General features: G+C 35.2%; 22 protein-coding genes. 17 read left to right on the top strand and 5 right to left on the bottom strand.

Annotation, left to right across the window (positions count from 1 at the left end):
- Positions 1-18: 18 nt before the first annotated feature.
- The 4 genes from LV842_RS14360 to LV842_RS14345 are packed head-to-tail and all read right to left on the bottom strand — an operon-like array spanning position 19 to position 2,558.
- Positions 19-663: a response regulator transcription factor gene (locus LV842_RS14360; RefSeq protein ID WP_233112132.1), complete on the bottom strand. Its 645-nt coding sequence runs from the start codon at positions 661-663 to the stop codon at positions 19-21.
- Complete coding sequence (locus LV842_RS14355) at positions 660-1,445, bottom strand: sensor histidine kinase (RefSeq protein WP_233112131.1); 786 nt, start codon at positions 1,443-1,445, stop codon at positions 660-662. Before LV842_RS14355 ends, LV842_RS14360 begins: the two co-directional genes overlap by 4 nt.
- Positions 1,421-2,068: a hypothetical protein gene (locus LV842_RS14350; protein WP_233112130.1), complete on the bottom strand. Its 648-nt coding sequence runs from the start codon at positions 2,066-2,068 to the stop codon at positions 1,421-1,423. Before LV842_RS14350 ends, LV842_RS14355 begins: the two co-directional genes overlap by 25 nt.
- 25 nt (positions 2,069-2,093) lie before the next feature.
- A complete protein-coding gene (locus tag LV842_RS14345; protein WP_233112129.1) occupies positions 2,094-2,558 on the bottom strand; it encodes a hypothetical protein in 465 nt (154 codons plus the stop codon).
- Between the two features lie 368 nt (positions 2,559-2,926).
- Here LV842_RS14345 and LV842_RS14340 point away from each other — a divergent pair, with 368 nt between their 5' ends.
- Entirely contained in the window at positions 2,927-3,631 is a 705-nt protein-coding gene (locus LV842_RS14340) for an FKBP-type peptidyl-prolyl cis-trans isomerase (protein ID WP_233112128.1), read from the top strand.
- 130 nt (positions 3,632-3,761) lie between these two features.
- Here the strand turns inward: LV842_RS14340 and clpB are convergent, their stop codons facing one another.
- Positions 3,762-6,356, bottom strand: a complete 2,595-nt coding sequence (clpB, locus tag LV842_RS14335; RefSeq protein WP_233112127.1) for an ATP-dependent chaperone ClpB — start codon at positions 6,354-6,356, stop codon at positions 3,762-3,764.
- Positions 6,357-6,935: 579 nt separating this feature from the next.
- On the opposite strand from clpB, the gene LV842_RS14330 reads away from it, so the two are divergent.
- The 16 genes from LV842_RS14330 to paaZ all read left to right on the top strand — a co-directional run bounded on the left by LV842_RS14330 (position 6,936) and on the right by paaZ (position 22,198).
- A complete protein-coding gene (locus LV842_RS14330) occupies positions 6,936-7,514 on the top strand; it encodes a TetR/AcrR family transcriptional regulator (protein ID WP_233112126.1) in 579 nt (192 codons plus the stop codon).
- A gap of 413 nt (positions 7,515-7,927) precedes the next feature.
- Entirely contained in the window at positions 7,928-9,244 is a 1,317-nt protein-coding gene (locus tag LV842_RS14325) for a phenylacetate--CoA ligase family protein (protein ID WP_233112125.1), read from the top strand.
- The gene (locus tag LV842_RS14320) at positions 9,244-10,329 is read left to right on the top strand and encodes a 2Fe-2S iron-sulfur cluster-binding protein (RefSeq protein ID WP_233112124.1); all 1,086 of its coding nucleotides are present in this window, start codon (positions 9,244-9,246) and stop codon (positions 10,327-10,329) included. The genes LV842_RS14325 and LV842_RS14320 overlap by 1 nt, the downstream gene beginning before the upstream one ends.
- Before the next feature lie 75 nt (positions 10,330-10,404).
- Positions 10,405-11,343, top strand: coding sequence for a 1,2-phenylacetyl-CoA epoxidase subunit PaaA (gene paaA, locus LV842_RS14315; protein WP_233112123.1), 939 nt, complete (start codon positions 10,405-10,407; stop codon positions 11,341-11,343).
- Positions 11,344-11,422: 79 nt separating this feature from the next.
- On the top strand, positions 11,423-11,953 hold the full coding sequence (locus tag LV842_RS14310; RefSeq protein ID WP_233112122.1) for a hypothetical protein: 531 nt from the start codon (positions 11,423-11,425) through the stop codon (positions 11,951-11,953).
- A gap of 18 nt (positions 11,954-11,971) precedes the next feature.
- Positions 11,972-12,253 carry a 1,2-phenylacetyl-CoA epoxidase subunit PaaB gene (paaB, locus tag LV842_RS14305; RefSeq protein ID WP_062672207.1) on the top strand — a complete coding sequence of 94 codons (282 nt, stop codon included), beginning with the start codon at positions 11,972-11,974 and terminating at the stop codon, positions 12,251-12,253.
- 72 nt (positions 12,254-12,325) lie between these two features.
- Positions 12,326-13,075 (top strand): 1,2-phenylacetyl-CoA epoxidase subunit PaaC, encoded by a 750-nt coding sequence (gene paaC, locus LV842_RS14300; protein WP_233112121.1) that lies wholly within the window; start codon positions 12,326-12,328, stop codon positions 13,073-13,075.
- Positions 13,076-13,188: 113 nt separating this feature from the next.
- Positions 13,189-13,653, top strand: coding sequence for a 1,2-phenylacetyl-CoA epoxidase subunit PaaD (gene paaD / locus LV842_RS14295; protein ID WP_233112120.1), 465 nt, complete (start codon positions 13,189-13,191; stop codon positions 13,651-13,653).
- 61 nt (positions 13,654-13,714) lie between these two features.
- The gene (locus tag LV842_RS14290; RefSeq protein WP_233112119.1) at positions 13,715-14,515 is read left to right on the top strand and encodes an enoyl-CoA hydratase-related protein; all 801 of its coding nucleotides are present in this window, start codon (positions 13,715-13,717) and stop codon (positions 14,513-14,515) included.
- A 76-nt stretch (positions 14,516-14,591) separates the two neighbouring features.
- Positions 14,592-15,722, top strand: a complete 1,131-nt coding sequence (locus LV842_RS14285; protein WP_233112118.1) for a 3-hydroxyacyl-CoA dehydrogenase NAD-binding domain-containing protein — start codon at positions 14,592-14,594, stop codon at positions 15,720-15,722.
- A gap of 2 nt (positions 15,723-15,724) precedes the next feature.
- Entirely contained in the window at positions 15,725-16,036 is a 312-nt protein-coding gene (locus LV842_RS14280; RefSeq protein WP_233112117.1) for a hypothetical protein, read from the top strand.
- A 291-nt stretch (positions 16,037-16,327) separates the two neighbouring features.
- Positions 16,328-16,741 carry a PaaI family thioesterase gene (locus tag LV842_RS14275; RefSeq protein WP_233112116.1) on the top strand — a complete coding sequence of 138 codons (414 nt, stop codon included), beginning with the start codon at positions 16,328-16,330 and terminating at the stop codon, positions 16,739-16,741.
- Between the two features lie 91 nt (positions 16,742-16,832).
- Positions 16,833-18,038: a 3-oxoadipyl-CoA thiolase gene (gene pcaF / locus LV842_RS14270; protein WP_233112115.1), complete on the top strand. Its 1,206-nt coding sequence runs from the start codon at positions 16,833-16,835 to the stop codon at positions 18,036-18,038.
- 133 nt (positions 18,039-18,171) lie between these two features.
- Positions 18,172-18,765, top strand: a complete 594-nt coding sequence (locus LV842_RS14265; protein ID WP_233112114.1) for an acyltransferase — start codon at positions 18,172-18,174, stop codon at positions 18,763-18,765.
- A gap of 22 nt (positions 18,766-18,787) precedes the next feature.
- Positions 18,788-19,615: an alpha/beta hydrolase gene (locus LV842_RS14260; protein ID WP_233112113.1), complete on the top strand. Its 828-nt coding sequence runs from the start codon at positions 18,788-18,790 to the stop codon at positions 19,613-19,615.
- Between the two features lie 87 nt (positions 19,616-19,702).
- Positions 19,703-22,198, top strand: coding sequence for a phenylacetic acid degradation bifunctional protein PaaZ (paaZ, locus tag LV842_RS14255; protein WP_233112112.1), 2,496 nt, complete (start codon positions 19,703-19,705; stop codon positions 22,196-22,198).
- Positions 22,199-22,252 lie beyond the last annotated feature (54 nt).

Raw genomic sequence — 22,252 nt, 5'->3', positions numbered from 1 at the left:
TGTGTTTATGGGTCTTAATTAAGATTCTGCAAAACCATTTTTAATGGCATAGATAGCTAATCCAACGCGCGTTTTTAGTTCTAGTTTTTCGCAGAGCTGATCACGGTAGCTTTCCACGGTTCTTGGACTGCAGAACATTTTTTCTGCAATTTCTTTGTAGCTGAGTTCTGTCACAGTATATTTTAAAAATTCTTTTTCCCGATCAGAAATTTTTATATTGCCCTCTGAACCATGAGGATTATTTAGATTGGAAAGAATGATTTTTGAAGCCCATTCCGGATAAAAATAGCCGTCCTTATTAAGTCTGGTTAAGGCATCTTCCAGGTCTTTTGGATGAGTGTTTTTTAGCAGGTAGCCTTTTGCTCCGTTTTTAACCATTTTTATCACGCTTTTATCATCCCCCTGCATGCTGAGAGCCATTACTTTGATGTCAGGATGATTTTCCTGAAGCCATAATACCGTTTCAAAGCCATCCATAATAGGCATACTGATGTCTAAAAGTATAATGTCTGGAATCGGTTTTTTATCTTCAAACTTTTGAATAAGATCTTTCCCATTTTCTGCAACATAAATAACTTCGAAGTCACTAAAATTATCAATAATTCCTTCCAAAGCTTTTGCAATAAGGACGTGATCATCTACAATTACTATTGTCTTTTTCATGGCTGTCTTTTTAAAATTATTTTGACTCGTGTTCCTTTGTTTTTCTCACTTTCCATAGTGAAATCAGCATTAATGATTTTCGCTCTGTTCTTCATATTGGTAAGACCAATTCCGTTGTTCTGGGTTTTTGAAATATCAAAACCTATTCCATCATCGTTAATCTCGAGCTCCCAAAGAAAATCTTCAGAGGTATCTAACCGGATATAAATATTCTTGCATTGAGAATGTTTTATACTATTCTGAATAAATTCCTGAGTAATTCTTAAAAGCACATTTTTGTGCACAAAACTTAGGTCTAATCGTTCGAAGTTATGCTCAAAAAGTATAGTACATTTTTTAAATGAGTTCGTATTGTCTACTTCTTCCTGTATGAGTGTTACAATTTCTTTTTTATTAATGTTGTCATCCGTTAGTGTTTTTGAAAGACTTCGAAGATCCTGTAACGACTGATTGATGATATTTGAAACCTGCTCAATTCTTTCACTGGCTTCCGGAACTTTATTTTCATACAACATTTGTTGGGTGTAGAGACTTACCAAAGTAAGCTTTTGTCCTATATTGTCGTGCAGTTCTCTCCCGATTTGATGCATGGTTGCTTGCTGAATTTCTAGCTGAGTAGCAAGCAATTCTTTCTGATGAATTTCGTTATTGATTTCGATCTCATTTAAATATTCCTTTTTTCTCTGTTGGTATTTTCTAATGTAGATCATTATGGCTACAACAAAGAATACAAAGAATAGATTAAATAAGATAATCGTTAAGAATAATTCTGTTTTCCCCATATAAATGAACTTGCAAATAAAATATACGTAATAACGCCCGACACCAGAAAATAACTAAAATAAATATTCCAAATTTCTTGATATTTTACCAATAAGGACATCAGTGCCATAAAAGGTAGTGTTCCTATATAGGATAAAGTAATTCCAAGATTAATATAAAACATTTTGTTTTTATTAAAATTGAGAATGTCCTGTGAGGTAATTTGTTTATAATACTCCATAATTACCAAAAGCATCAACATGAAACAGCCGAGTGTATAGTTGAATGCAAATACTATTTTACCTCTCGAAAAATATAATTCATTGGGAATGAATGAAAGTAAATATAAAATAGATAATATCCAAAATAGTTTAGGCTTTCCTAAAGACTTTGCTGCATACAGCCAGTAAAAAAATATAAACTGTACTGGCATCATGAAATAGTTAAAATACTGTGCTTTGGTAAAATGGGTAAAGTTGCCCCATTTGCCATATGCCTCTCCTAGAAAAATGAAAATCAGGTAGAACACAAAAAATTTCCAATATTGTTCTTTTAAACGATTGTAATGGAAAAGAGCAATGAGAGCTGCAAATCCTTCAGCCCAAACCATGCTACTTTGTGCAAATTCCTGAAATTCCGTCATATTGTGTTAGTGAGTTGAATTATAATTAAAAAGATTCTCCAAAAGATAGTGATGGTGGAATAAGTGTTCCATTATTCTCTCCAAGACATGTTCCGTCGGTGCTGACTGCGTTAAAGTCATAATCGCAAATTTCACCATTTTCATTTGGCCCTTTTGAGGTTGGTACCATTACCAGCGTGTGTTTCCCTGCGTATTCCATCGGAACAGGATGGGATTCCATAATATTCCAGTCTGCGTTGCTAGGATAAGATGCATAATAGAATCTGATTCCTAAATCTCTTTCTGAACAGTCAGGATTTACTCTTTTAGCTTCTTCTTCAATGGTAGCAATGAAATTTTTCAATTTTGGAAGATCAAACCAAATGGAATGAGCATCATCAATACCTAAAGTGCTATTAATTGCGTTCAGATGATTTTGTCGGTAGTTCTCTATCATTTGTCTGATAAGATCGTTTGACATTTGTGCTGAATTGTTTGATTCTGTATTCATAGCTTAGTTGTTTATAATATACTCCTCAGTTATTATGCAAATTTCGTAAAAAAATGTATTAGAAGAGGCATGGATAAAGCAGGAATTATACTGTTTATTTTACCGTGTATTTACGGATTGTGTGGCATTATCACGAATATATGAAAAATAAGTGCCGCAGATCAGATCTACAGCACTTATTGCAAATATATATTTACAAAATTTCTAAAATTTGATGTCAGAAAAAATAAAAAATAAAATATGGATGATGGATTTTCAACGAATTACAACCTACATGACAATTTGAAAAATTTATACGAGGAAAAACTCTATAATTAATGATAGATTTGCAGCGATTATTTAATCGGTTAAACATAAAAAATTATAAAATGAAAAGACAGACTATTGCATTATTTTGCATAGCAGTATTTAGTATTTCATGTGCTAAGAAAGATGAGACTAAGGTGGATAGCAAATATACGGATGACCAAAAGGCTTCTTATTATATAGGTTTAAGTATTGCTCAAAACATGAAAAAAGAAGGCTTCAAAGTAGATGCAGATCTTTTGGCTCAGGCTATTAAAGAAGAAATGGATGGAGGTGAAAAGTTGATGCCGGCTGAAGAAATGGATGCCTTTATGCAGGAGTTTATGCAGAAGCAACATGAAAAAAAGCAAGCAGCAGCGGGATTACAAGCAGATGAAAATAAGAAAAAAGGTCTGGATTTTCTTACAAAAAATAAAAGTAATCCTAAAGTAAAAACCACAGCTTCAGGTTTACAATATGAAGTGTTGCAGGAAGGCGATGGTAAAACAAAACCAAAAGCGTCGGATGTTGTACAAGTAAAATATACTGGAAAGCTTCTGGATGGAACTGTTTTCGACTCTACTGACAAAAATGGAGGCGCACCAATGGATATCAATCTAGGCGCGGTAATCAAAGGATGGACAGAAGGTATCCAACTCATGAGCAAAGGATCTAAATACAGATTTTACATTCCTTCAGAGCTGGCTTATGGAGATAACGGTGCTGGACCAGCAATTCCTGCAGGCGCTACCATCATTTTTGATGTAGAATTAGTGAGTATAAAATAGAAATATTGTTGATTGTAAGGTCGGCGAAAATGAAATTTGCTTATTTTACAGCTGGATTTATTACAAATAAAATTTCCGCAGATTTTGTCTGCGGAAATTTTTTTAAAATAATATATATGAAAAAAACTACTTATTGCTCAGTAGGTCTGAAAACCAAACCTGTTTCCTCGAAATAGTCTAAAGTGATTCTGTCGCCGTCATTTACCGTTCCTGCCAGAATCTCTCTGGATAATTTATTTAAAACTTCCTGTTGAATAACCCTTTTCAAAGGTCTTGCACCGAAAGCCGGATCGTACCCTTTGTTCATTAGATAATCCACAGCGTCTTGTGTTGCTGTCATAATGATATTTCGTTTTGCTAGCATATCATTGAATCCTCTCAACTGATACGTAACAATTTTTCCGATTTCTTTTTTTCTTAAAGGCTGGAATAATACCACCTCGTCAATTCGGTTTAAGAATTCCGGACGCAATGTCTGTTTCAATAAATCGAAAACTTCATCTTTTGTTTTATCTACAATCTCATCCTGGTTTTCATCTGTAATGTTCTCAAAATTTTCCTGTATCAGGTGTGAACCTAAATTCGAAGTCATAATGATAATCGAGTTTTTAAAATTCACCACTCTGCCTTTGTTGTCCGTCAAACGACCGTCATCCAAAACCTGTAATAAGGTGTTGAAAACATCAGGATGTGCTTTTTCAATTTCATCTAAAAGCACTACAGAATAAGGTCTTCTTCTCACAGCTTCCGTTAATTGTCCGCCTTCATCATATCCAACATATCCGGGAGGCGCACCCATCAATCTTGAAACCGAATGACGTTCTTGATATTCACTCATATCGATTCTCGTCATATTGTTTTCATCATCAAATAAAAACTCAGCCAAAGCTTTTGCCAGCTCGGTTTTTCCGACACCTGTTGTTCCCAGGAATAAGAAAGATCCGATTGGTTTTTTATCGTCGCTCAGTCCCGCTCTATTTCTTCTGATCGCATCTGCAACTGCTTGGATGGCTTCATCTTGTCCGACAACTCTGTGATGGAGCTCGGTTTCAAGATGTAATAACTTCTCTCTTTCGGATTGTAATAGTTTGGTAACAGGAATTCCTGTCCATTTTGCAATGACTTCAGAAATGTTTTCAGAAGTTACTTCTTCTTTAATCAATTCATTCTGATGGTTTTGCATTTCCAGTTCCAGTTTCTGCAAAGCATCCTCCTTCTCTTTTATTTTTCCATACTGAATTTCAGCAACTTTTGCGTAATCTCCTGCTCTTGAAGCTCTTTCAGCTTCCAGTTTCAAAGACTCAATATCTTTTTTAATCTGGGTTAAATCCTCAGATTTTTGTTTCTCTTTCAACCATTTTGCATTAATTTCATTTCTTTCTTCCGAAATTTTTGAAATATCTTCTTTTATATGATCAATTTTTGTTTGATTGCCTTCTCTTGAGATAGCTGCCAATTCAATTTCCAGCTGCATTAACCTTCTGTCTAAAACATCCAGTTCCTCCGGTTTTGAATTGATTTCCATTCTCAATTTAGCGGAAGCTTCATCAATAAGGTCAATTGCTTTATCCGGTAAAAATCTGTCTGAAATATATCGTTGAGACATTTCTACTGCTGCAATGATCGCTTCGTCTTTGATTCTTACCTTATGATGCGCTTCATATTTATCCTTAATTCCACGAAGAATAGAAATTGCGGATTCAGTATCCGGTTCTTCCACCATTACTTTCTGGAAACGTCTTTCTAATGCTTTATCTTTTTCAAAATATTTTTGATATTCATTTAAAGTGGTAGCACCAATTGCTCTTAATTCTCCTCTTGCCAAAGCAGGTTTCAAAATATTGGCTGCATCCATGGCGCCTTCTCCACCTCCGGCTCCCACCAACGTGTGGATTTCATCAATGAAAAGAATGATTTGTCCGTCTGATTTGATCACTTCATTCACCACCGATTTCAAACGCTCTTCAAATTCACCTTTATATTTTGCACCGGCGATCAAAGCACCCATATCCAATGAATACAAAGTTTTATCCATTAAATTCTCCGGAATATCTCCGGAAATGATACGGTGAGCAATTCCTTCTGCAATAGCTGTTTTACCAACTCCCGGTTCACCAATCAGAATCGGGTTGTTTTTCGTTCTTCTTGAAAGGATTTGCAAAACTCTTCTGATTTCCTCATCACGACCGATTACAGGATCTAATTTCCCTTCGGCAGCAAGTTCGTTGAAGTTTTTAGCATATTTATTTAAAGATTGATAAGTCTCTTCCGAGCTTGCAGAAGTTGCCTTGCTTCCTTTTCTTAATTCTTTAATTCCGCCTTCCAAAAGGTTTTTTGTAACCCCCATATCTTTCAGCATCTTTGAAACTTCTGAATTGGTTTCTAAAAGCGAAAGCCATAAATGTTCAATCGTTACAAATTCGTCACCCATTTTTTTTGCGATGTTGGGTGCATCCAACAAAACTTTGTTTGCTGATTGTGAAAGATAAATACTACCTCCTTGTACTTTCGGAAGTTTTTCTAAATTTTCACGGTTACGCTCTCTTAGTAAAGTTGCATCAGCTTCTGATTTTTTTAATAAGAAAGGCGATATATTTTCATCTACTTGAAAAATTCCTTCAAGTAAATGTTGAGGTTCTATTTGTTGATTGCCAAATTCCATAGCTACTTGTTGCGCTGCTTGGATGGCTTCCTGTGATTTTACTGTATATTGATTTAAATTCATATTGTATTTATTTTTGATTTCTTACTCTTTAGTTTTCAGTGTTAGATTTTAGACATCAGATTTCAGACCATAGGAGTCAAATAAATGTTAATTTTTAAATCCGATTTTCTAATTTCTGATGCCTTCAATCTTATTTAATCATTTAATTCTGATTTCTTAATCGCAAAAAGTGTTCAATTGTTGATTTTTTAAAAATAACAGACAAAATTTCCGAAATATGTATTTTTTTGTTGATTTGAAAAAGACAAAATTTCCGATTCAATTGATTTAAATGAAAAATTATGGAAAAACAGTCAGTTGGGTCTACAATCATAAAACTGAGGAGAAGTAAAGTTATATGAGATTTGCCTAAATATTTATGAGCTAAATCAAAATTCCCCTCCTTTGGAGAGGTGTCAAAAATTCAAAGAATTTTTGACGGGGTGGTCTTAAAAAGTAGCATAAATAAGTTTCGGCTAAAGTCAATTGAATGATATGTATATTATAATCGAGCTTAAGCCTCGTTCCTATTGATCGTAAAAAATCATTCCCTCAAAATCAAAATATTAAAATCAAAATAATTACTTTTGCGATTATCAGATGGAGTTAAAAGAAAAACAAAGGAAAATTTTAGATGTTGCTGTAGAACTTTTCAAAGAGAAAGGATATATGGGCAGCTCTGTGAGGGATTTGGCAACAAAACTCAACATTAAGGCGGCATCTTTATATGCGCATATCCGTTCAAAGGAAGAAATTCTGGAATGGATTTGTTTTGGTATTGCGCAGGAATTTTTCGATGAACTTCAGGATGTGAAAAACACCGACATTTCACCTAAGGAAAAACTCAATCTTTTTATTGATAAACATTTATCGGTAGTACTAAAAAACCGTGATGTTACCCATATTTACTCCAACGAATGGAAACATTTGGAAGAAAAGCTTCCCGAATTTGTAGAGCTAAGAAAAAACTATCAGCAGGAAGTTGAAGAATTGATTTCTGAAATTTACAACGCTGAAAACTGGGAACTGAAATCTCCGGCTTTTACAACAAGATTTATTCTTCATACCTTAAATAATTCGTATTTCTGGTTCAAAAGAAATATTGAATCAGGTTCTGAAATTACTGATGAAATCAGAGATAAAGTTCTTTTTGGGCTTTTAGGAAATCAGAAGAAGTAAATATTTTTTGTCACTCTGACGAAGGAAGAATCTCATGATTATTTAATTACATATAATTTAACGATCTATAAACAGTTAGTTGTCATTCCGTAGGAATCTCGGCGATTATAATAATCTTAGATTCCACGCTCCACTGCGTTCCGCTCTGAATGACAATCTTTGTGAATAGTTATTGTGTTTCAAGCTGTCATTTCGACAAAGGAGAAATCTATTAGCCTTAATATGGTAAATTCTTTACTATGCTTTCGCTTTGTTCTGAATGGGAATCAACGTAAAATCGGTCTTAATCTCGAACTTAACCTTAGTCTCAATTATTTAGAATCATTCAAAATGTGATAAAAATCATAAAAATTTTGTCACCTTGTAAAATCTTATTAAATTTACACCTAACAAATGTTAGTTAGTTTATTGATATGGATTTTTCAGTTGAATATTTAAAGCTCGACCAATTGAGACAGCTTCAATCTGAGCGATTGGCTGATTTGGTGGACTATCTTGGAGAGACGTCGGAATTTTATAAAGGAAAATTTAATGAATTGGGAATATCTCCGCAGGATGTCAGGTCGATTGAAGATATTACGAAACTTCCGATTACTTACAAACAGGATTTAAGAGATAATTATCCGTTTGGGTTATTTACCGTTCCAAAAAATGAACTGCAGAGAATTCACTGTTCAAGTGGAACAACAGGAAAACCGACGGTTGTAGGATATACAAAAGAAGATGTTGATTTATTCAGCGAAGTAGTAGCAAGATCTTTGAATGCAGCCGGAGCAAAACCGGGAATGCAGTTGCATAACGCTTACGGATATGGAATTTTTACAGGCGGACTTGGACTTCACTACGGAGCGGAGAAATTAGGAATGAGCGTTCTTCCGATTTCGGGAGGAATGACGACAAGACAGGTGGATTTAATTATGGATTTTAAACCTGAAGTTATCTGTTGCTCACCTTCTTATGCTTTAACGATTGCTGATGAATTTGCTAATCGTGGAATTTCTGCAGATGAGATCAGTTTGAAATATGCTGTCCTAGGTTCTGAGCCATGGACGGAGATTATCAGACATCATATTGAGGAAAGATTAGGTGTTCATGCAACTAATATTTATGGGTTGAGCGAAATTATCGGTCCCGGAGTTTCTATGGAGGATTTTGAAGAGAAAGGAGGATCTTATATTTGGGAAGATCACTTTTATCCTGAAATTTTAGATCCAATTACTAAAGAACCTGTTCCATTTGGTGAAGAAGGCGTTTTAGTTATTACGACTTTAACGAAGAAGGCAATGCCGCTTTTACGTTATTGGACGAACGATATTACAAGTCTTTATTATGATGAAACCGGTAAGAGAACAATGGTTAAAATGAAACCTATTCTCGGAAGAGCTGATGATATGCTGATTGTAAGAGGGGTAAATGTATATCCGAGTCAGATTGAAGAAGCATTTTCACATGTAGAAGGAGTGGTTCCGAATTATTATTTAACACCGATTGAAAAAGAACAAATGTGTGTGGCGTTGGATATTGATCTGGAAATTGATGATGATTTTGTAAAAGCACAAAAACTTGAAATTAATACCGATGATTATGTTATTTTTGTCGGGAACTTTGGAAAAAACATAGAAAACGAAATTAAAAAGAGAGTAGGGATTACTACGAAAGTAAAAATTCATGCTCAGGACAGCCTGCCAAAGTGCGAAGGTGGAAAAATTAATAGAATACTTAAAAAATAATGAATTCATTTTATAAACTTAAAACCGTGAAGGTTCAGAAAGATACTTCCGATGCGGTAAACGTAGCGGTAGAAATTCCTGAAGAACTGAAAGATAAATTCAGGTTCAAGCAGGGGCAGTATCTTAATTTCCGAATGATGATCGACGGGAACGAAGAAAGACGTTCTTATTCGATCTGTAATGCTCCGAGTGAAAAAAGCAATACGTTGGAAGTATTGGTGAAATTATTGGAAAACGGAAAAGTTTCAGGCTATTTCAACGAACATCTTCACATGGATGAAGTTCTTGAAGTAATGCCTCCAATGGGTGGTTTCAATACTTCTTACCATCCAACAAACGTGAAAACGTATGTTGGTTTGGCTGCAGGAAGCGGAATCTCTCCGGTATTGTCAAATATTAAGGAAAGTCTTTACCAGGAACCTAATTCTAATGCTTATTTGTTCTACAGCAACAGAAGCATGAATCATGTGATGAAAAAGGCTGAGATCGATAAATTGGTGGAGCAGTTCAACGGAAGACTGAAAGTTGTTTATTTAGTAAGCCGCGAGCAGCACGAAGACCCTATTTTTGAAGGAAGAATTTCTCCTGAAAAATTAGATCAGCTGTTTGAAAGATATGCAGATATCGATGTTAAAGAATCTACATTTTTCATTTGTGGACCTTCAGAAATGATCAAAGGGATCGCAGATTATTTAAAGAAAGATAAAAAAGTACCTGCAATTCAGGTTTTATTTGAATATTTCACTGCTCCTGACGAAGAAAATACGGAGGAAATGAGTGATGAATTCAAGGCCATTGCCAATATTGAAAGTATGGTAACGGTGATTATCGATGATGATGAATATTCGTTCCACCTGAATTCCAAAAAAGAGAGTATCTTAGATAAAGCATTGAAAGACAATCTTCCTGTGCCTTTTGCATGTAAAGGAGGAGTTTGTTGTACGTGTAAAGCGGAGGTTTTAGAAGGAGAAGTTTTCATGGAGAAAAACTATGCGCTTACCGAAGAAGAAGTAGCCAGAGGTTATGTTCTTACTTGCCAATGTCACCCGACAACGAATGTGGTGATGCTTAATTATGATGTTTAAATTGTATTAACGATTTAATGTAAAACGTATTCATGAATACATAAATACTTTTTACATTTTACAAAAGACAAGAAAATGGATTTAGAAAAATTTGTACAATACGTACACGACGAAAATAAAGTAGAACCAAAAGATGTAATGCCGGATGATTACAGAAAATTGCTGGTTCGTCAGATTTCACAGCACGCACATTCTGAAATTGTAGGAATGTTGCCGGAAGCCAATTGGATTTCAAGAGCTCCTTCATTGAGAAGAAAAATGGCTCTTTTGGCTAAAGTTCAGGATGAAGCGGGTCATGGTTTATACCTTTATTCTGCAACAGAAACTTTAGGAAACGGAACAATCAGGGCTGACAGAGATGCTACTTACGACGATATGTTGGAAGGAAAAGCAAAATATTCAAGTATTTTCAACTATCCGACATTAAGTTGGGCAGATATCGGTGCGATCGGCTGGTTGGTTGATGGTGCTGCGATCATGAACCAGGTAATGTTGATGGGGAATTCTTATGGTCCTTATTCAAGAGCGATGGTGAAAATCTGTAAAGAAGAATCTTTCCACCAAAGACAGGGTTATGAAATTTTGATGGCACTTTGCCGTGGTACAAAACAGCAGAAAGAAATGGCTCAGGCTTCGTTAAACCGTTTCTGGTGGCCGGCTTTAATGATGTTTGGTCCGAATGATGACAGTTCTCCAAACTCTAAAATTTCAATGAATTACAGAGTAAAAAGAGAAAGTAATGATAATCTTCGTCAGAGATTTATTGATGTTACCGTTTCTCAGGCTGAATTCTTAGGACTAACGATTCCGGATAAAGATCTGAAATGGAATGAGGAGAGACAACACTACGATTTCGGGGAACTTCCTTGGGATGAATTCATGGAAATCTTAAAAGGAAACGGACCTGCTAATAAAAAGCGTATCGAAACCAAGAGAAAAGCTCAAAGGGAAAACTCTTGGGTAAAAGAAGCGGCGGCGGCATTTGCAGAAAAACAGAACGAAAAAGTAAACTAAAAAATCTGTGAAAGTCTTATTTCAAATATTATTTCTTCTCAGTATTTCTCTTTTAAAATCACAAGAATTGAGAAAGTTAATGAATATTCCTGATAATATTGATAATGAAAAAGAAATAAGAATTTATAGAGGCAATGGAATTTCTAACAACGGAAAAGTTTTTAGAATTTATCTTAGTGAAAATAGAAAATGGAATGCCGAACTAATACAATGGTTTTTACCAAAAAAAATAAACGAAGATGAATTTCAAATAATTTCTCCTATTGTTACTAAACTTGAGTCTAAAATACCATTAGAACAAGTCTTTTTAAATCTAGAAGCATTAAATATTGAATATCTTCCAAAAGAAGAGCTTTTTCAATACAAGAAATCAACAAATAAGGTGGTTTTTGACGAAGATGAAAAAGAATATGTTATAATGTCGACAGAAAAGAGTGTTTTGGATGGGGTAGATTTTTTAGTGAAATATCAATCAGATACAAGAAAAAACGAATTTCATTATTCTAATCCTCAAAGTTATTTGAATAATTATCCAGGAATTGATGAATATGAAGGCTTCGTTAAAATTTTAAAATATGTTGAAGATAATTTCAACATCAAATTAAATTAAAAAAATAAAAAATAGATAATGAGTCAATTAGATATGTGGGAAGTGTTTATTCAGACTAAACCGGGATTATCTCACAAACACGTTGGAATTGTACAGGCACCAACAGCAGAAATGGCTTTGCAAAATGCAAGAGACGTTTATACAAGAAGAAAAGAAGGGACTTCAGTTTGGGTAGTTCCGAGTAAATATATTGTGACTTCGGAAGGGGTGGATAAAGAAGCATTCTTCGATCCTGCTGATGACAAACTATATCGTCATCCTACTTTCTACGAGATTCCAAACGATGTAAAAAATATGTAATCTTCTGTAAAATGTCAGCTGTAAAAAGTACATTGTACATCTGACTTTTTACATTTTACAAAAAATTAAACAATGAACCCATTATATAATTATTTATTAAAACTTGCAGACGACAGTTTCATTATGGGACAGCGTTTGTCTGCGTGGTGCGGTGAAGGTCCTTATCTGGAGGAAGATATTGCATTAACAAACATAGCTTTGGATGAGCTTGGTCAGGCGAATAACTTTTACGTTTACGCCTCAAGAGTGATTGATAACGGAAAAAGTGAAGACGATTTAGCATTTTTAAGATACGAACACGAATACTTAAATGCACACTGGACAGAGCTTCCGAATGAAGATTATGCTCAGACGATTTTAAAAGTGTATGTTTTTGCGACGTATCAGAAATTGATGTATGAAGCATTGTCAAACTCTGCAAACGAAGAACTTTCGGCGATTGCTCAAAAATCTTTGAAAGAAGTAAGATATCATTATACTCACGCTGCATCTTGGATGAAAATTTTCGCTCAGGGAACAGAGGAGAGTAAAGTTCGTTTGGTAAAAGCGATTGAAGATATTTGGGAATATACAAAAGGTTTATTCGCAAAAACAGAAGGAGAAGATGATTTGATAGCTTTAAATATCGCTCCAAATGCAGATGTGCTTTATGAAGAGTTTTTAGCAATTACACAGAAAGATTTTGCGGATTTCAAATTAGAATATCCTACAAATCCTTTCATGCAGCCAAAATCAAGAACGGGATACCACACAGAATATTTTGGATATATTCTTTGTGAGTTACAATATATGCAGAGAGCATATCCTGGTTGTACTTGGTAATTTATACTTTATTGACTTAGCTGAGTGAAACGCCTTTGCGAACTTAAAAGCAGTTAGCGGTCAAAAAATCTTAGCGCATTTTGCGTTAGACTAAAAAATTTCAGATAAAAAGATTGAAAAATCCTTTAGAAATATTAGAATTAGTTCCCGACCCGGAAATTCCGGTAATCAATATTGTGGAATTAGGCATTGTAAGAGAAGCAAAAGTTACGAGCGAGAATTCTTGTGAAGTAACGATTACGCCTACTTATTCTGCCTGTCCCGCTATGTTTACCATTGAGGAAGACATCATAAAGATTATGAAAGAAAACGGTTGGGAAGCGAAAGTAGTCACCAAAATGTTTCCGATTTGGACAACAGACTGGTTGACGGATGAAGCGAGAGAAAAACTTCGTGTTTACGGAATTACCCCTCCCGAAAAAGGAGCAGATGAGCATCATATCGGGAAACCGAAAAAATGCCCTCGTTGTGGTTCTGAACATACGAAACAGATCAGTAGATTTGGATCTACACTGTGTAAGGCGTCTTATCAATGTTTAGATTGTTTAGAGCCTTTTGACTATTTTAAATGTCATTAAAAATGATTAACTTTATAAAACAATCATTTTAATATTAACCTATTAATAACCAGTATAATATATGTATACACAAATTGACATTGAAACGCATTTTGACGGAAAACTTAAAATTGCTTATCTCAATCAGCCGGAAACTATGAACGCACTTACAAAACCTTCTTTATCAGATCTAAAAGATTTTATTAAAGATTGTAGCGAAGATGAAATGGTAAGATGTGTGGCAATTTCAGGAAGAGGAAGAGCTTTCTGCTCCGGTCAAAATTTGGATGATGCTTTTGTACAAGGGAATGAACATCATGATAATGACATTATCAGAAAAATTGTGGTAGACTATTACAATCCTCTGGTTAAAGAAATTACACGTTGCAAAAAACCTGTGGTAGCATTGGTAAACGGTCCTGCAGTAGGAGCCGGAGCAATGTTAGCATTAATTTCTGACTTTGTTTTAGCAGTCGATAAATCATATTTTGCCCAAGCATTTTCAAATATTGGTTTAATTCCTGATACGGGCGGAACGTATTTCTTACCAAAATTATTAGGAAGACAATTGGCAAATTACTTAGCATTTACAGGTAAAAAACTTTCTGCTGAAGAAGCAAAATCTTACGGTTTGGTTGCAGAAGTTTTCAACGAAGAAGAATTTGCTCCGAAATCAATGGGAATCCTTGAGAAAATGTCAAATATGCCGACTGCAGCTATTAAATTAACTAAAAAAGCTTTCGCTGCGTCTTATAATAATACATTGAAAGAGCAATTGGAGCTGGAAGGAGATTTACAGCAGGAAGCTGCAGAAACAGAAGATTTTAAAGAAGGTGTAAGTGCCTTTTTAGAAAAAAGAAAACCTAATTATAAAGGAAAATAAGAATTAATATAACAATGTACCAATGTAGCAGTTTAACAGTGATTGTTACATTGTTACATTGATACACTGTTACATTATGGAAGTAGGAATTATCGGTGCCGGAACAATGGGAATTGGCATCGCGCAAGTAGCCGCAACGAACGGATGCAAAGTTTGGGTTTATGACGCCAACGCAAAACAAGTAGAAACGGCAACTGTAGGTTTGGAAAAAACATTGACCAAATTGGTTGATAAACAAAAAATTTCAGCAGAGAAAATGACTGAAATTTTAGCTAACATTTCCATTGCTACAGAATTAAAAGACTTCAAAGATTGTGAATTAATCATTGAAGCGATCATCGAAAACAAAGAAATTAAAACCAAAGTTTTCACAGAATTAGAAAAACATGTTTCTGAAAACTGTGTGATTGGTTCCAATACATCCTCTATTTCCATCACCTCTCTTGGTGCGGAATTACAAAAACCGGAGCGTTTCATCGGAATTCACTTTTTCAATCCGGCTCCATTGATGCCTTTAGTTGAGGTTATTCCCTCTTTACTTACAGAAAAATCTTTAGCGGAAAAAATCTACAATCTCATGAAAGATTGGGGCAAAACTCCAGTGATTGCTAAAGATATTCCAGGTTTTATCGTAAACAGAATCGCTCGTCCTTACTATGGGGAAGGATTGAGAATTGTTGAAGAAAATATCGCAACAGTAGAACAAGTTGATGAAGCCATGAAAACAATAGGAAACTTTAAAATGGGACCTTTTGAATTAATGGATTTAATTGGAGTTGATGTGAATTTTTCCGTAACAAAAACGGTTTACAACGAATATTTCTACGATCCTAAATACAAACCATCTTTACTTCAGCAAAGAATGTCGGAAGCTAAACTTCACGGCAGAAAAACTGGAAAAGGTTTCTACGACTATTCTGAAGGCGCAGAAAAACCTGTTGCAGAAAAAGACGATGCTCTTTATCAATATATATTCTTGAGAATCATCTCTATGTTGATTAATGAAGCAGTTGAAGCAAAAAGATTAGGGGTTGCCAATGATGAAGACTTAGAATTGGCAATGCAGAAAGGCGTAAATTATCCAAAAGGATTATTAGCTTGGGGAAAAGAAATCGGATTTGCGAAAATCTCTGAAACCTTACAAAATCTTTACGAAGAATATCAGGAAGAAAGATACAGACAAAGCCCGTTGCTACGCAAATTATAAGTATGGATATAGAAGGTTTCAGAACCGAATTGGAAACAAGGCTTATCATTGAAAAAGACTACATCATTCAGGAGCTTTCTTCAATTGATGATGATCAAGAGAAATTGGGGTTATTAGGAAAATTCAATGAAAAATATAAAGAGTTAATTAAAAGATTAGCCAATGAAGACGGTATTGATCTCAATGCTCCTTATCAAACTGAAAATCCATCAAACTCAGAAAACCTTTCATACGAACAGATAATTCTTGGTAAAACCATGAGTATTTATGACAAATTGGTTGATGAATTATATGAAGAAATAACACAAATCTGAAAATTATTATTTTTTAGAATCTATTGTTAAATAAAGTAGTAAAACTATGCTTAAAAGAATTTTTACAAAGAAAAACTTTCTGAGATCCCTCGTAAGCGCAATTATTTTTAGTGTTGCTTTTTTTCTTATTAGAATTCTATTTTATTATTTTGAGTGGGATGATGAAAAAAGCATAAATATATACGGTCTTGTATTTTATTTCGTCTTTGTGTTTTTAGCTTTATTCATTTTAGATGGCAGAGATTACACTTGGAAGGATGTTATAAAATTTAAAAATTTAAATAAAAATAAATGAACCCGAGACAGGTTGCAGAATATATGTTCGATCAGGATTATTTTTCCCAATGGATGAATATCAAAATGATCGAAGTAAAAGAAAATTATTGTTTACTGGAAATGCCCATCAAAAAGGAAATGATTAATGGGCTGAAAACGGTTCACGGAGGAGTTACATTTGCTTTTGCAGATTCTGCATTGGCATTTTCGTCTAACAATTCCGGAGATGCTGCCGTTGCATTGAATTGCATCATCAATTTTACCAAAGCAGGAAAAGAAGGAGATGTCTTCAGAGCAGAAAGCACCTTGGTAAACGAAACCAGAAAAACGGCTGTTTATGACATTAAAATTACCAATCAAAACGAAGAGCTGATTGCAAAATTTGTCGGAACGGTTTATAAAATTGGAAAAAAAGTAACAGAATTATAAATAAGCGATAAGCTTCGGACAATAGGCAGTAAGCTTTTTTTGAAGCTGGTAAAGCCTACTGCATATAGCTTCTAGCCTAAAGTAAATAAAAATGAAAAACGTATACATTATAGACTATGTTAGAACTCCCATTTCAAAATTACAGGGAGGTTTATCCGAAGTAAGAGCGGATGATTTAGCAGCTGTTGTTATCAAAGAAGTAGTAGCGAGAAACCCTGAAGTTCCTGTTGAAGAAATTGAAGATGTTATTTTCGGATGTGCGAATCAGGCAGGTGAAGATAACAGAAACGTAGCAAGAATGGGACTTTTATTGGCTGGACTTCCTTACAAAATCGGAGGTGAAACCGTAAACAGATTGTGCGCTTCGGGAATGTCGGCGGTGGCAAATGCTTTCCGTTCTATTGCAGCAGGAGAAGGAGAACTTTATATTGCGGGTGGAGTAGAACACATGACACGTTCACCTTATGTAATGTCAAAACCAAGTGCTGCTTTTGGTAGAGACAGCCAGATGTTTGATACGACTTTCGGATGGAGATTTATTAACCCGAAAATGAAAGAATTGTACGGTGTTGACGGAATGGGAGACACTGCTGAAAACTTAGCGGATATGCATAATATCAGCCGTGAAGATCAGGATAAATTTGCGCTTTGGTCTCAGCAAAAAGCTACGAAAGCTCAGCAAAGCGGAAGATTGGCAGAAGAAATTGTAAAAGTTGAAATTCCTCAAAGAAAAGGAGAACCAAAAATCTTCGATACAGACGAATTCATCAAGCCGACTTCTTCAATGGAAGGATTAGGAAAACTTCGTCCGGCTTTCAGAAAAGAGGGAACCGTAACAGCAGGAAATGCTTCAGGAATGAATGACGGAGCAGCTGCTTTAATTCTTGCAAGTGAAGAAGCGGTAAAAAAATATGGTTTGAAACCGAAAGCTAAGATTTTAGGATCATCTGTTGCTGGTGTTGAACCAAGAATTATGGGAATCGGACCTGTGGAAGCGACTCAGAAACTATTAAAAAGACTGAATCTTTCATTAGATGATATGGACATCATCGAATTGAATGAGGCTTTTGCAGCTCAGGCTTTAGCAGTAACGAGAACATTAGGATTAAAAGATGACGACTCAAGAATTAATCCAAACGGAGGAGCTATTGCCATTGGTCATCCACTGGGAGTTTCAGGAGCAAGAATCGTTGGTTCTGCTGCTATGGAACTTCAGAAACAAGATAAAAAATATGCATTATGTACCCTTTGTATCGGTGTCGGACAAGGTTATGCAATGGTGATTGAAAAAGTATAACTTTTTCAATAATATAACAATCTAAAAATGTATCAATGTAACAATTCCTGTCATGCTGAGCTTGTCGAAGCATTTCAATTGGTAAACTGTTAGATTGATACATTCTTACATTAATTTTTTTAATAAAAAATTTATGAATATTTACTCATATCACGGAATTCGCCCTATCATTAAACCATCTGCTTACATTCATCCGCAAGCGGTGATTATCGGAAATGTGGAAATCGGCGAAGAAGTTTATATCGGTCCGAATGCGGTAATTCGTGGCGACTGGGGTAAAATTATCATCAAAGACGGTGCAAATGTTCAGGAAAACTGTACGTTGCACGTTTTTCCCGGGATTGAAACTATTTTGGAAGAATCTGCACACATTGGTCATGGAGCGATTATCCATTCCGGACACATCGGTAGAAACTGTCTGGTTGGAATGAATTCAGTGGTGATGGATAAAGCCGTTATTGGTGATGAATGTATTATCGGGGCATTAGCTTTTGTTCCTGCCAATTTCAAATGTGAACCAAGAAAATTAATCGTTGGAAGTCCTGCAAAAATCATTCGTGATGTTTCTGATGAAATGATCAAATGGAAAACAGAAGGAACAAAATTATATCAGGAACTGGCAAGAGAAGGAAAGGATGCAATTTTACCTTGTGAACCTTTTACGGAATATATTCAGCAGATTCCAACCAAAATTGTGGATTACAGTATTTGGGATGATGTGAAATAATTTTTACCACACAAAATTTAATATGATCAAAAAACTTCTTATTTTCTGCGGTATTCTGTTTATATTTCAATTCATGGTTTTTGCCCAGAGTTCAAATGTAAAACCATTAACTATTGGAGAAATCAGAACCGTAAAGTCTAAAATTTTAAATGAAGAAAGAACTCTGAACATCTATCTTCCGCAAAATTTTGATAAAAAGAAATCCTACCCAATCATTTATCTTCTGGATGGAAGTATGAATGAGGATTTTATTCACGTTACAGGATTGATTCAATTCTTTAATCAAATGTATTCCATGCCGGAAACGATCGTGGTAGGAATTGCCAATATCGACAGAAAAAGAGATTTCACATTTCACACCGATTTAAAAGACTTACAGAAAGATTATCCTACAACAGGACACTCAGATAAATTCATCAGTTTTCTTGAAAAAGAATTAAAGCCTTATATCGATAGCCAGTTTAAAACAACCGATAATTATTTATTCGGACAATCGCTAGGTGGACTTTTAGCAACAGAAATTTTGCTGAAAAAACCTGAAATGTTTACGAACTATTTTATTATTAGTCCAAGTTTGTGGTGGGATGATGAAAGTCTTTTAAAACAGGCTAATCAGTTACTGACCAAGATTCAGGATATCAAGAAATTTGTTTATGTTTCTGTCGGAAAAGGAGAACATCCGGTGATGGTAAAAGATGCAGAAGATTTGTATGATGTATTGAAAAAATCGGGTAAGAAAAACTGGACGGTAGAATATAAAATGATGGAAACAGATAATCATGCAACGATTCTTCACAGAAGTTTGTATGAAGGATTGGTGAAATTGTTTCCTTATAAAGAACCGAAATAAAATAAAAAATATAACAATCTAAAAATGTGTCACTATAACAATCATTGGTAAACTGTTAAATTGATACATTGTTAAATTAAAAACTATATGGAAAAATTAAAAAACTATATCTACGGTGAATGGGTAGAAGGAAACGGAAACGGAATTCCTTTGTACAATGCTGTAAACGGAGAGCAGGTTGCCATTTCCGATACGGAAGGTCTGAATTTTGAACAGGCACTTGACTATGGAAGAACAGTAGGATACAAAAACCTTTCATCCATGACGTTCTATGATCGTGGAGAAATGTTGAAAAAAGTAGCCCTTTATTTATTAGAAAGAAAGAAAAAATATTACGAATTATCTTATAAAACAGGAGCAACTCACGTCGATTCTTGGGTAGATATCGAAGGAGGTTTTGGTACTTTCTTTACCTATTCTGGATTGGCAAAAAGGATGCTTCCGAATACTCCGTTTTGGGTAGATGGAGAAACTCAGAAAATTTCTGCTAACGGAACTTTCTTGGGAACTCATATTCTGACTCCAAGTGAAGGAGTTTCAGTACAGATTAATGCTTACAACTTTCCGGTTTGGGGAATGTTGGAAAAATTATCAACCTCTTTATTAGCAGGTGTTCCATCAATTGTAAAACCGTCTCCGTTTGGTTCTTATTTAACAAACGCCGTTTTTCAGGATATGATTGAAAGCGGAATTCTTCCTGAAGGAGCTGTTCAGTTGGTTTGTGGAGAACCTGGAAATATTCTGGATTATGTTCAGGATGGAGATTCTGTGTTGTTCACAGGTTCTGCAACAACAGGTAGAAAATTAAAATCTTTACCGTCAGTTGCAGGAAATGCAGTTCGTTTCAATATGGAAGCAGATTCTTTGAACTGTTCAATTCTTGGATTGGATGCAAAACCGGGAACTCCTGAATTTGATTTATTCATCAAAGAAGTTCGTAACGAAATGATAACGAAAGCCGGACAAAAATGTACGGCGATCAGAAGAATCATCGTTCCGGAAAACTTAATCGGGGATGTTCAGAATGCATTGTCTAAAGCTTTAGACCAGACAAAAATCGGAAACCCGTTAAGCAGAGAGACAAGAATGGGTTCTTTGGTTGGAAAACAGCAGTACGATGAAGTTCTAAGAAAAGTTAACTTGTTAAAAGCTGAAACGGAACTTGTTTATGACGGGAAACACGAATTGGTAGATGCCAACTACGAAAATGGAGCATTTATGAGTCCGAAATTGTTCTTAAACGATTCTCCATTTACAAAAAACATCTCTCATGATGTTGAAGCTTTCGGTCCGGTTTCTACGTTAATGCCTTACAAAGACGCAGAAGAAGCGGCAGCGTTGGCAAAAAGAGGAAAAGGAAGTTTAGTGGGATCTATCATTTCTCATGACGATCAATTTGTAGCAGAAACTTCTTGGAAAATGGCATCTCAGCACGGAAGAATTTTTGTATTGAACAGAGATAACGCAAAAGAAAGTACAGGTCACGGTTCTCCGCTTCCTACTTTGATGCATGGTGGTCCTGGTAGAGCAGGAGGTGGTGAGGAAATGGGCGGACTGAATGGTCTTCATTTCTTCCTTCAGAAAACAGCAATTCAGGGTTCTCCGGATACTTTGACAGCAATTACTAAAATTTATCAGCAGGGAGCTGAGAAAAAATATTCAGATAAACATCCTTTCCAGAAATATTTTGAAGATGTTGAGGTTGGAGATTCTCTGGAAACAGCAGGAAGAACGGTAACCGATGCAGATATCGTAAACTTCTCTAACGTTTCTTGGGATCATTTCTATGCTCACACAGATGCAACGAGTTTAACGGGAACTATCTTTGATAAAACGGTTGCTCACGGATATTTTATCCTTTCTGCAGCAGCGGGATTGTTCGTTTCAGGTAAAAAAGGACCAGTTATTGCAAATTACGGATTAGAAAACTGTTCATTCTTTAAACCTGTGTATGCAGGAGATACCATTACGGTGTATTTAACGGCCAAAGAAAAAATTAACAGAGGGGTTAAAGGAAGAAATATTCCTTCCGGTGTTGTGAAATGGTTGGTTGAAGTAGTGAATCAAAGAGATGAGGTCGTTTGTATGGCTACAATTTTAACGTTGGTAGCGAAACATTCTCCTTTTATCGATTTAAACTTAAAGAGTATTCAAAAAACATTGAATGGATTAACAGAATCTACTCAGCCAAGCTGGGGTAAAATGTCTCCTCAGCAAATGATTGAGCATTTAGAGCATGGCGTTTTGGTAAGCTTAGGTGAGCCGGAAGCAGACAAATGCTTTACTCCTGAAGAACAGCTGGAAAAATGGCAGGATTCTTTGTACAATCACAGAAAAATGCCGAAAGATTTCCCTGCACCATTCTTGTCAGAAGATGAAAAGCTATTGGAACTAAGACATAAAAATCTGGAAGCTGCTAAAATTTCTTTCATGGATAATCTGAAAAGATTCTCTATTTACTACAAAGAAAATCCACAGACAGAACACATGAATTTCGTGTTCGGAAAATTAAATAAAGAAATGTGGGAACTGATGCATAAAAAACATTTTACGCATCATTTTGAACAGTTTGGATTGATTTAATTCAGAATCATTATAAAAAATATCCCCTTCAATACTAACTTGAAGGGTTTTTTT

Origin of the sequence: Chryseobacterium gwangjuense (genome assembly GCF_021311115.1) — a bacterium.
Taxonomy (GTDB): Bacteria; Bacteroidota; Bacteroidia; order Flavobacteriales; family Weeksellaceae; genus Chryseobacterium; species Chryseobacterium gwangjuense.
The sequence above is the reverse complement of the archived record's forward strand: the minus strand, read 5'-3'. Positions and strand labels throughout refer to the sequence as shown.

What these genes read in the sequence shown, in the direction of transcription:
- LV842_RS14360 (WP_233112132.1), bottom strand. Translation starts at nt 663, where the DNA reads ATGAAAAAGACAATAGTAATTGTAGATGATCACGTCCTTATTGCAAAA.
- LV842_RS14355 (WP_233112131.1), bottom strand. Translation starts at nt 1,445, where the DNA reads ATGGGGAAAACAGAATTATTCTTAACGATTATCTTATTTAATCTATTC.
- LV842_RS14350 (WP_233112130.1), bottom strand. Translation starts at nt 2,068, where the DNA reads ATGACGGAATTTCAGGAATTTGCACAAAGTAGCATGGTTTGGGCTGAA.
- LV842_RS14345 (WP_233112129.1), bottom strand. Translation starts at nt 2,558, where the DNA reads ATGAATACAGAATCAAACAATTCAGCACAAATGTCAAACGATCTTATC.
- LV842_RS14340 (WP_233112128.1), top strand. Translation starts at nt 2,927, where the DNA reads ATGAAAAGACAGACTATTGCATTATTTTGCATAGCAGTATTTAGTATT.
- clpB (WP_233112127.1), bottom strand. Translation starts at nt 6,356, where the DNA reads ATGAATTTAAATCAATATACAGTAAAATCACAGGAAGCCATCCAAGCA.
- LV842_RS14330 (WP_233112126.1), top strand. Translation starts at nt 6,936, where the DNA reads ATGGAGTTAAAAGAAAAACAAAGGAAAATTTTAGATGTTGCTGTAGAA.
- LV842_RS14325 (WP_233112125.1), top strand. Translation starts at nt 7,928, where the DNA reads ATGGATTTTTCAGTTGAATATTTAAAGCTCGACCAATTGAGACAGCTT.
- LV842_RS14320 (WP_233112124.1), top strand. Translation starts at nt 9,244, where the DNA reads ATGAATTCATTTTATAAACTTAAAACCGTGAAGGTTCAGAAAGATACT.
- paaA (WP_233112123.1), top strand. Translation starts at nt 10,405, where the DNA reads ATGGATTTAGAAAAATTTGTACAATACGTACACGACGAAAATAAAGTA.
- LV842_RS14310 (WP_233112122.1), top strand. Translation starts at nt 11,423, where the DNA reads ATGAATATTCCTGATAATATTGATAATGAAAAAGAAATAAGAATTTAT.
- paaB (WP_062672207.1), top strand. Translation starts at nt 11,972, where the DNA reads ATGAGTCAATTAGATATGTGGGAAGTGTTTATTCAGACTAAACCGGGA.
- paaC (WP_233112121.1), top strand. Translation starts at nt 12,326, where the DNA reads ATGAACCCATTATATAATTATTTATTAAAACTTGCAGACGACAGTTTC.
- LV842_RS14290 (WP_233112119.1), top strand. Translation starts at nt 13,715, where the DNA reads ATGTATACACAAATTGACATTGAAACGCATTTTGACGGAAAACTTAAA.
- LV842_RS14285 (WP_233112118.1), top strand. Translation starts at nt 14,592, where the DNA reads ATGGAAGTAGGAATTATCGGTGCCGGAACAATGGGAATTGGCATCGCG.
- LV842_RS14280 (WP_233112117.1), top strand. Translation starts at nt 15,725, where the DNA reads ATGGATATAGAAGGTTTCAGAACCGAATTGGAAACAAGGCTTATCATT.
- LV842_RS14275 (WP_233112116.1), top strand. Translation starts at nt 16,328, where the DNA reads ATGAACCCGAGACAGGTTGCAGAATATATGTTCGATCAGGATTATTTT.
- pcaF (WP_233112115.1), top strand. Translation starts at nt 16,833, where the DNA reads ATGAAAAACGTATACATTATAGACTATGTTAGAACTCCCATTTCAAAA.
- LV842_RS14265 (WP_233112114.1), top strand. Translation starts at nt 18,172, where the DNA reads ATGAATATTTACTCATATCACGGAATTCGCCCTATCATTAAACCATCT.
- LV842_RS14260 (WP_233112113.1), top strand. Translation starts at nt 18,788, where the DNA reads ATGATCAAAAAACTTCTTATTTTCTGCGGTATTCTGTTTATATTTCAA.
- paaZ (WP_233112112.1), top strand. Translation starts at nt 19,703, where the DNA reads ATGGAAAAATTAAAAAACTATATCTACGGTGAATGGGTAGAAGGAAAC.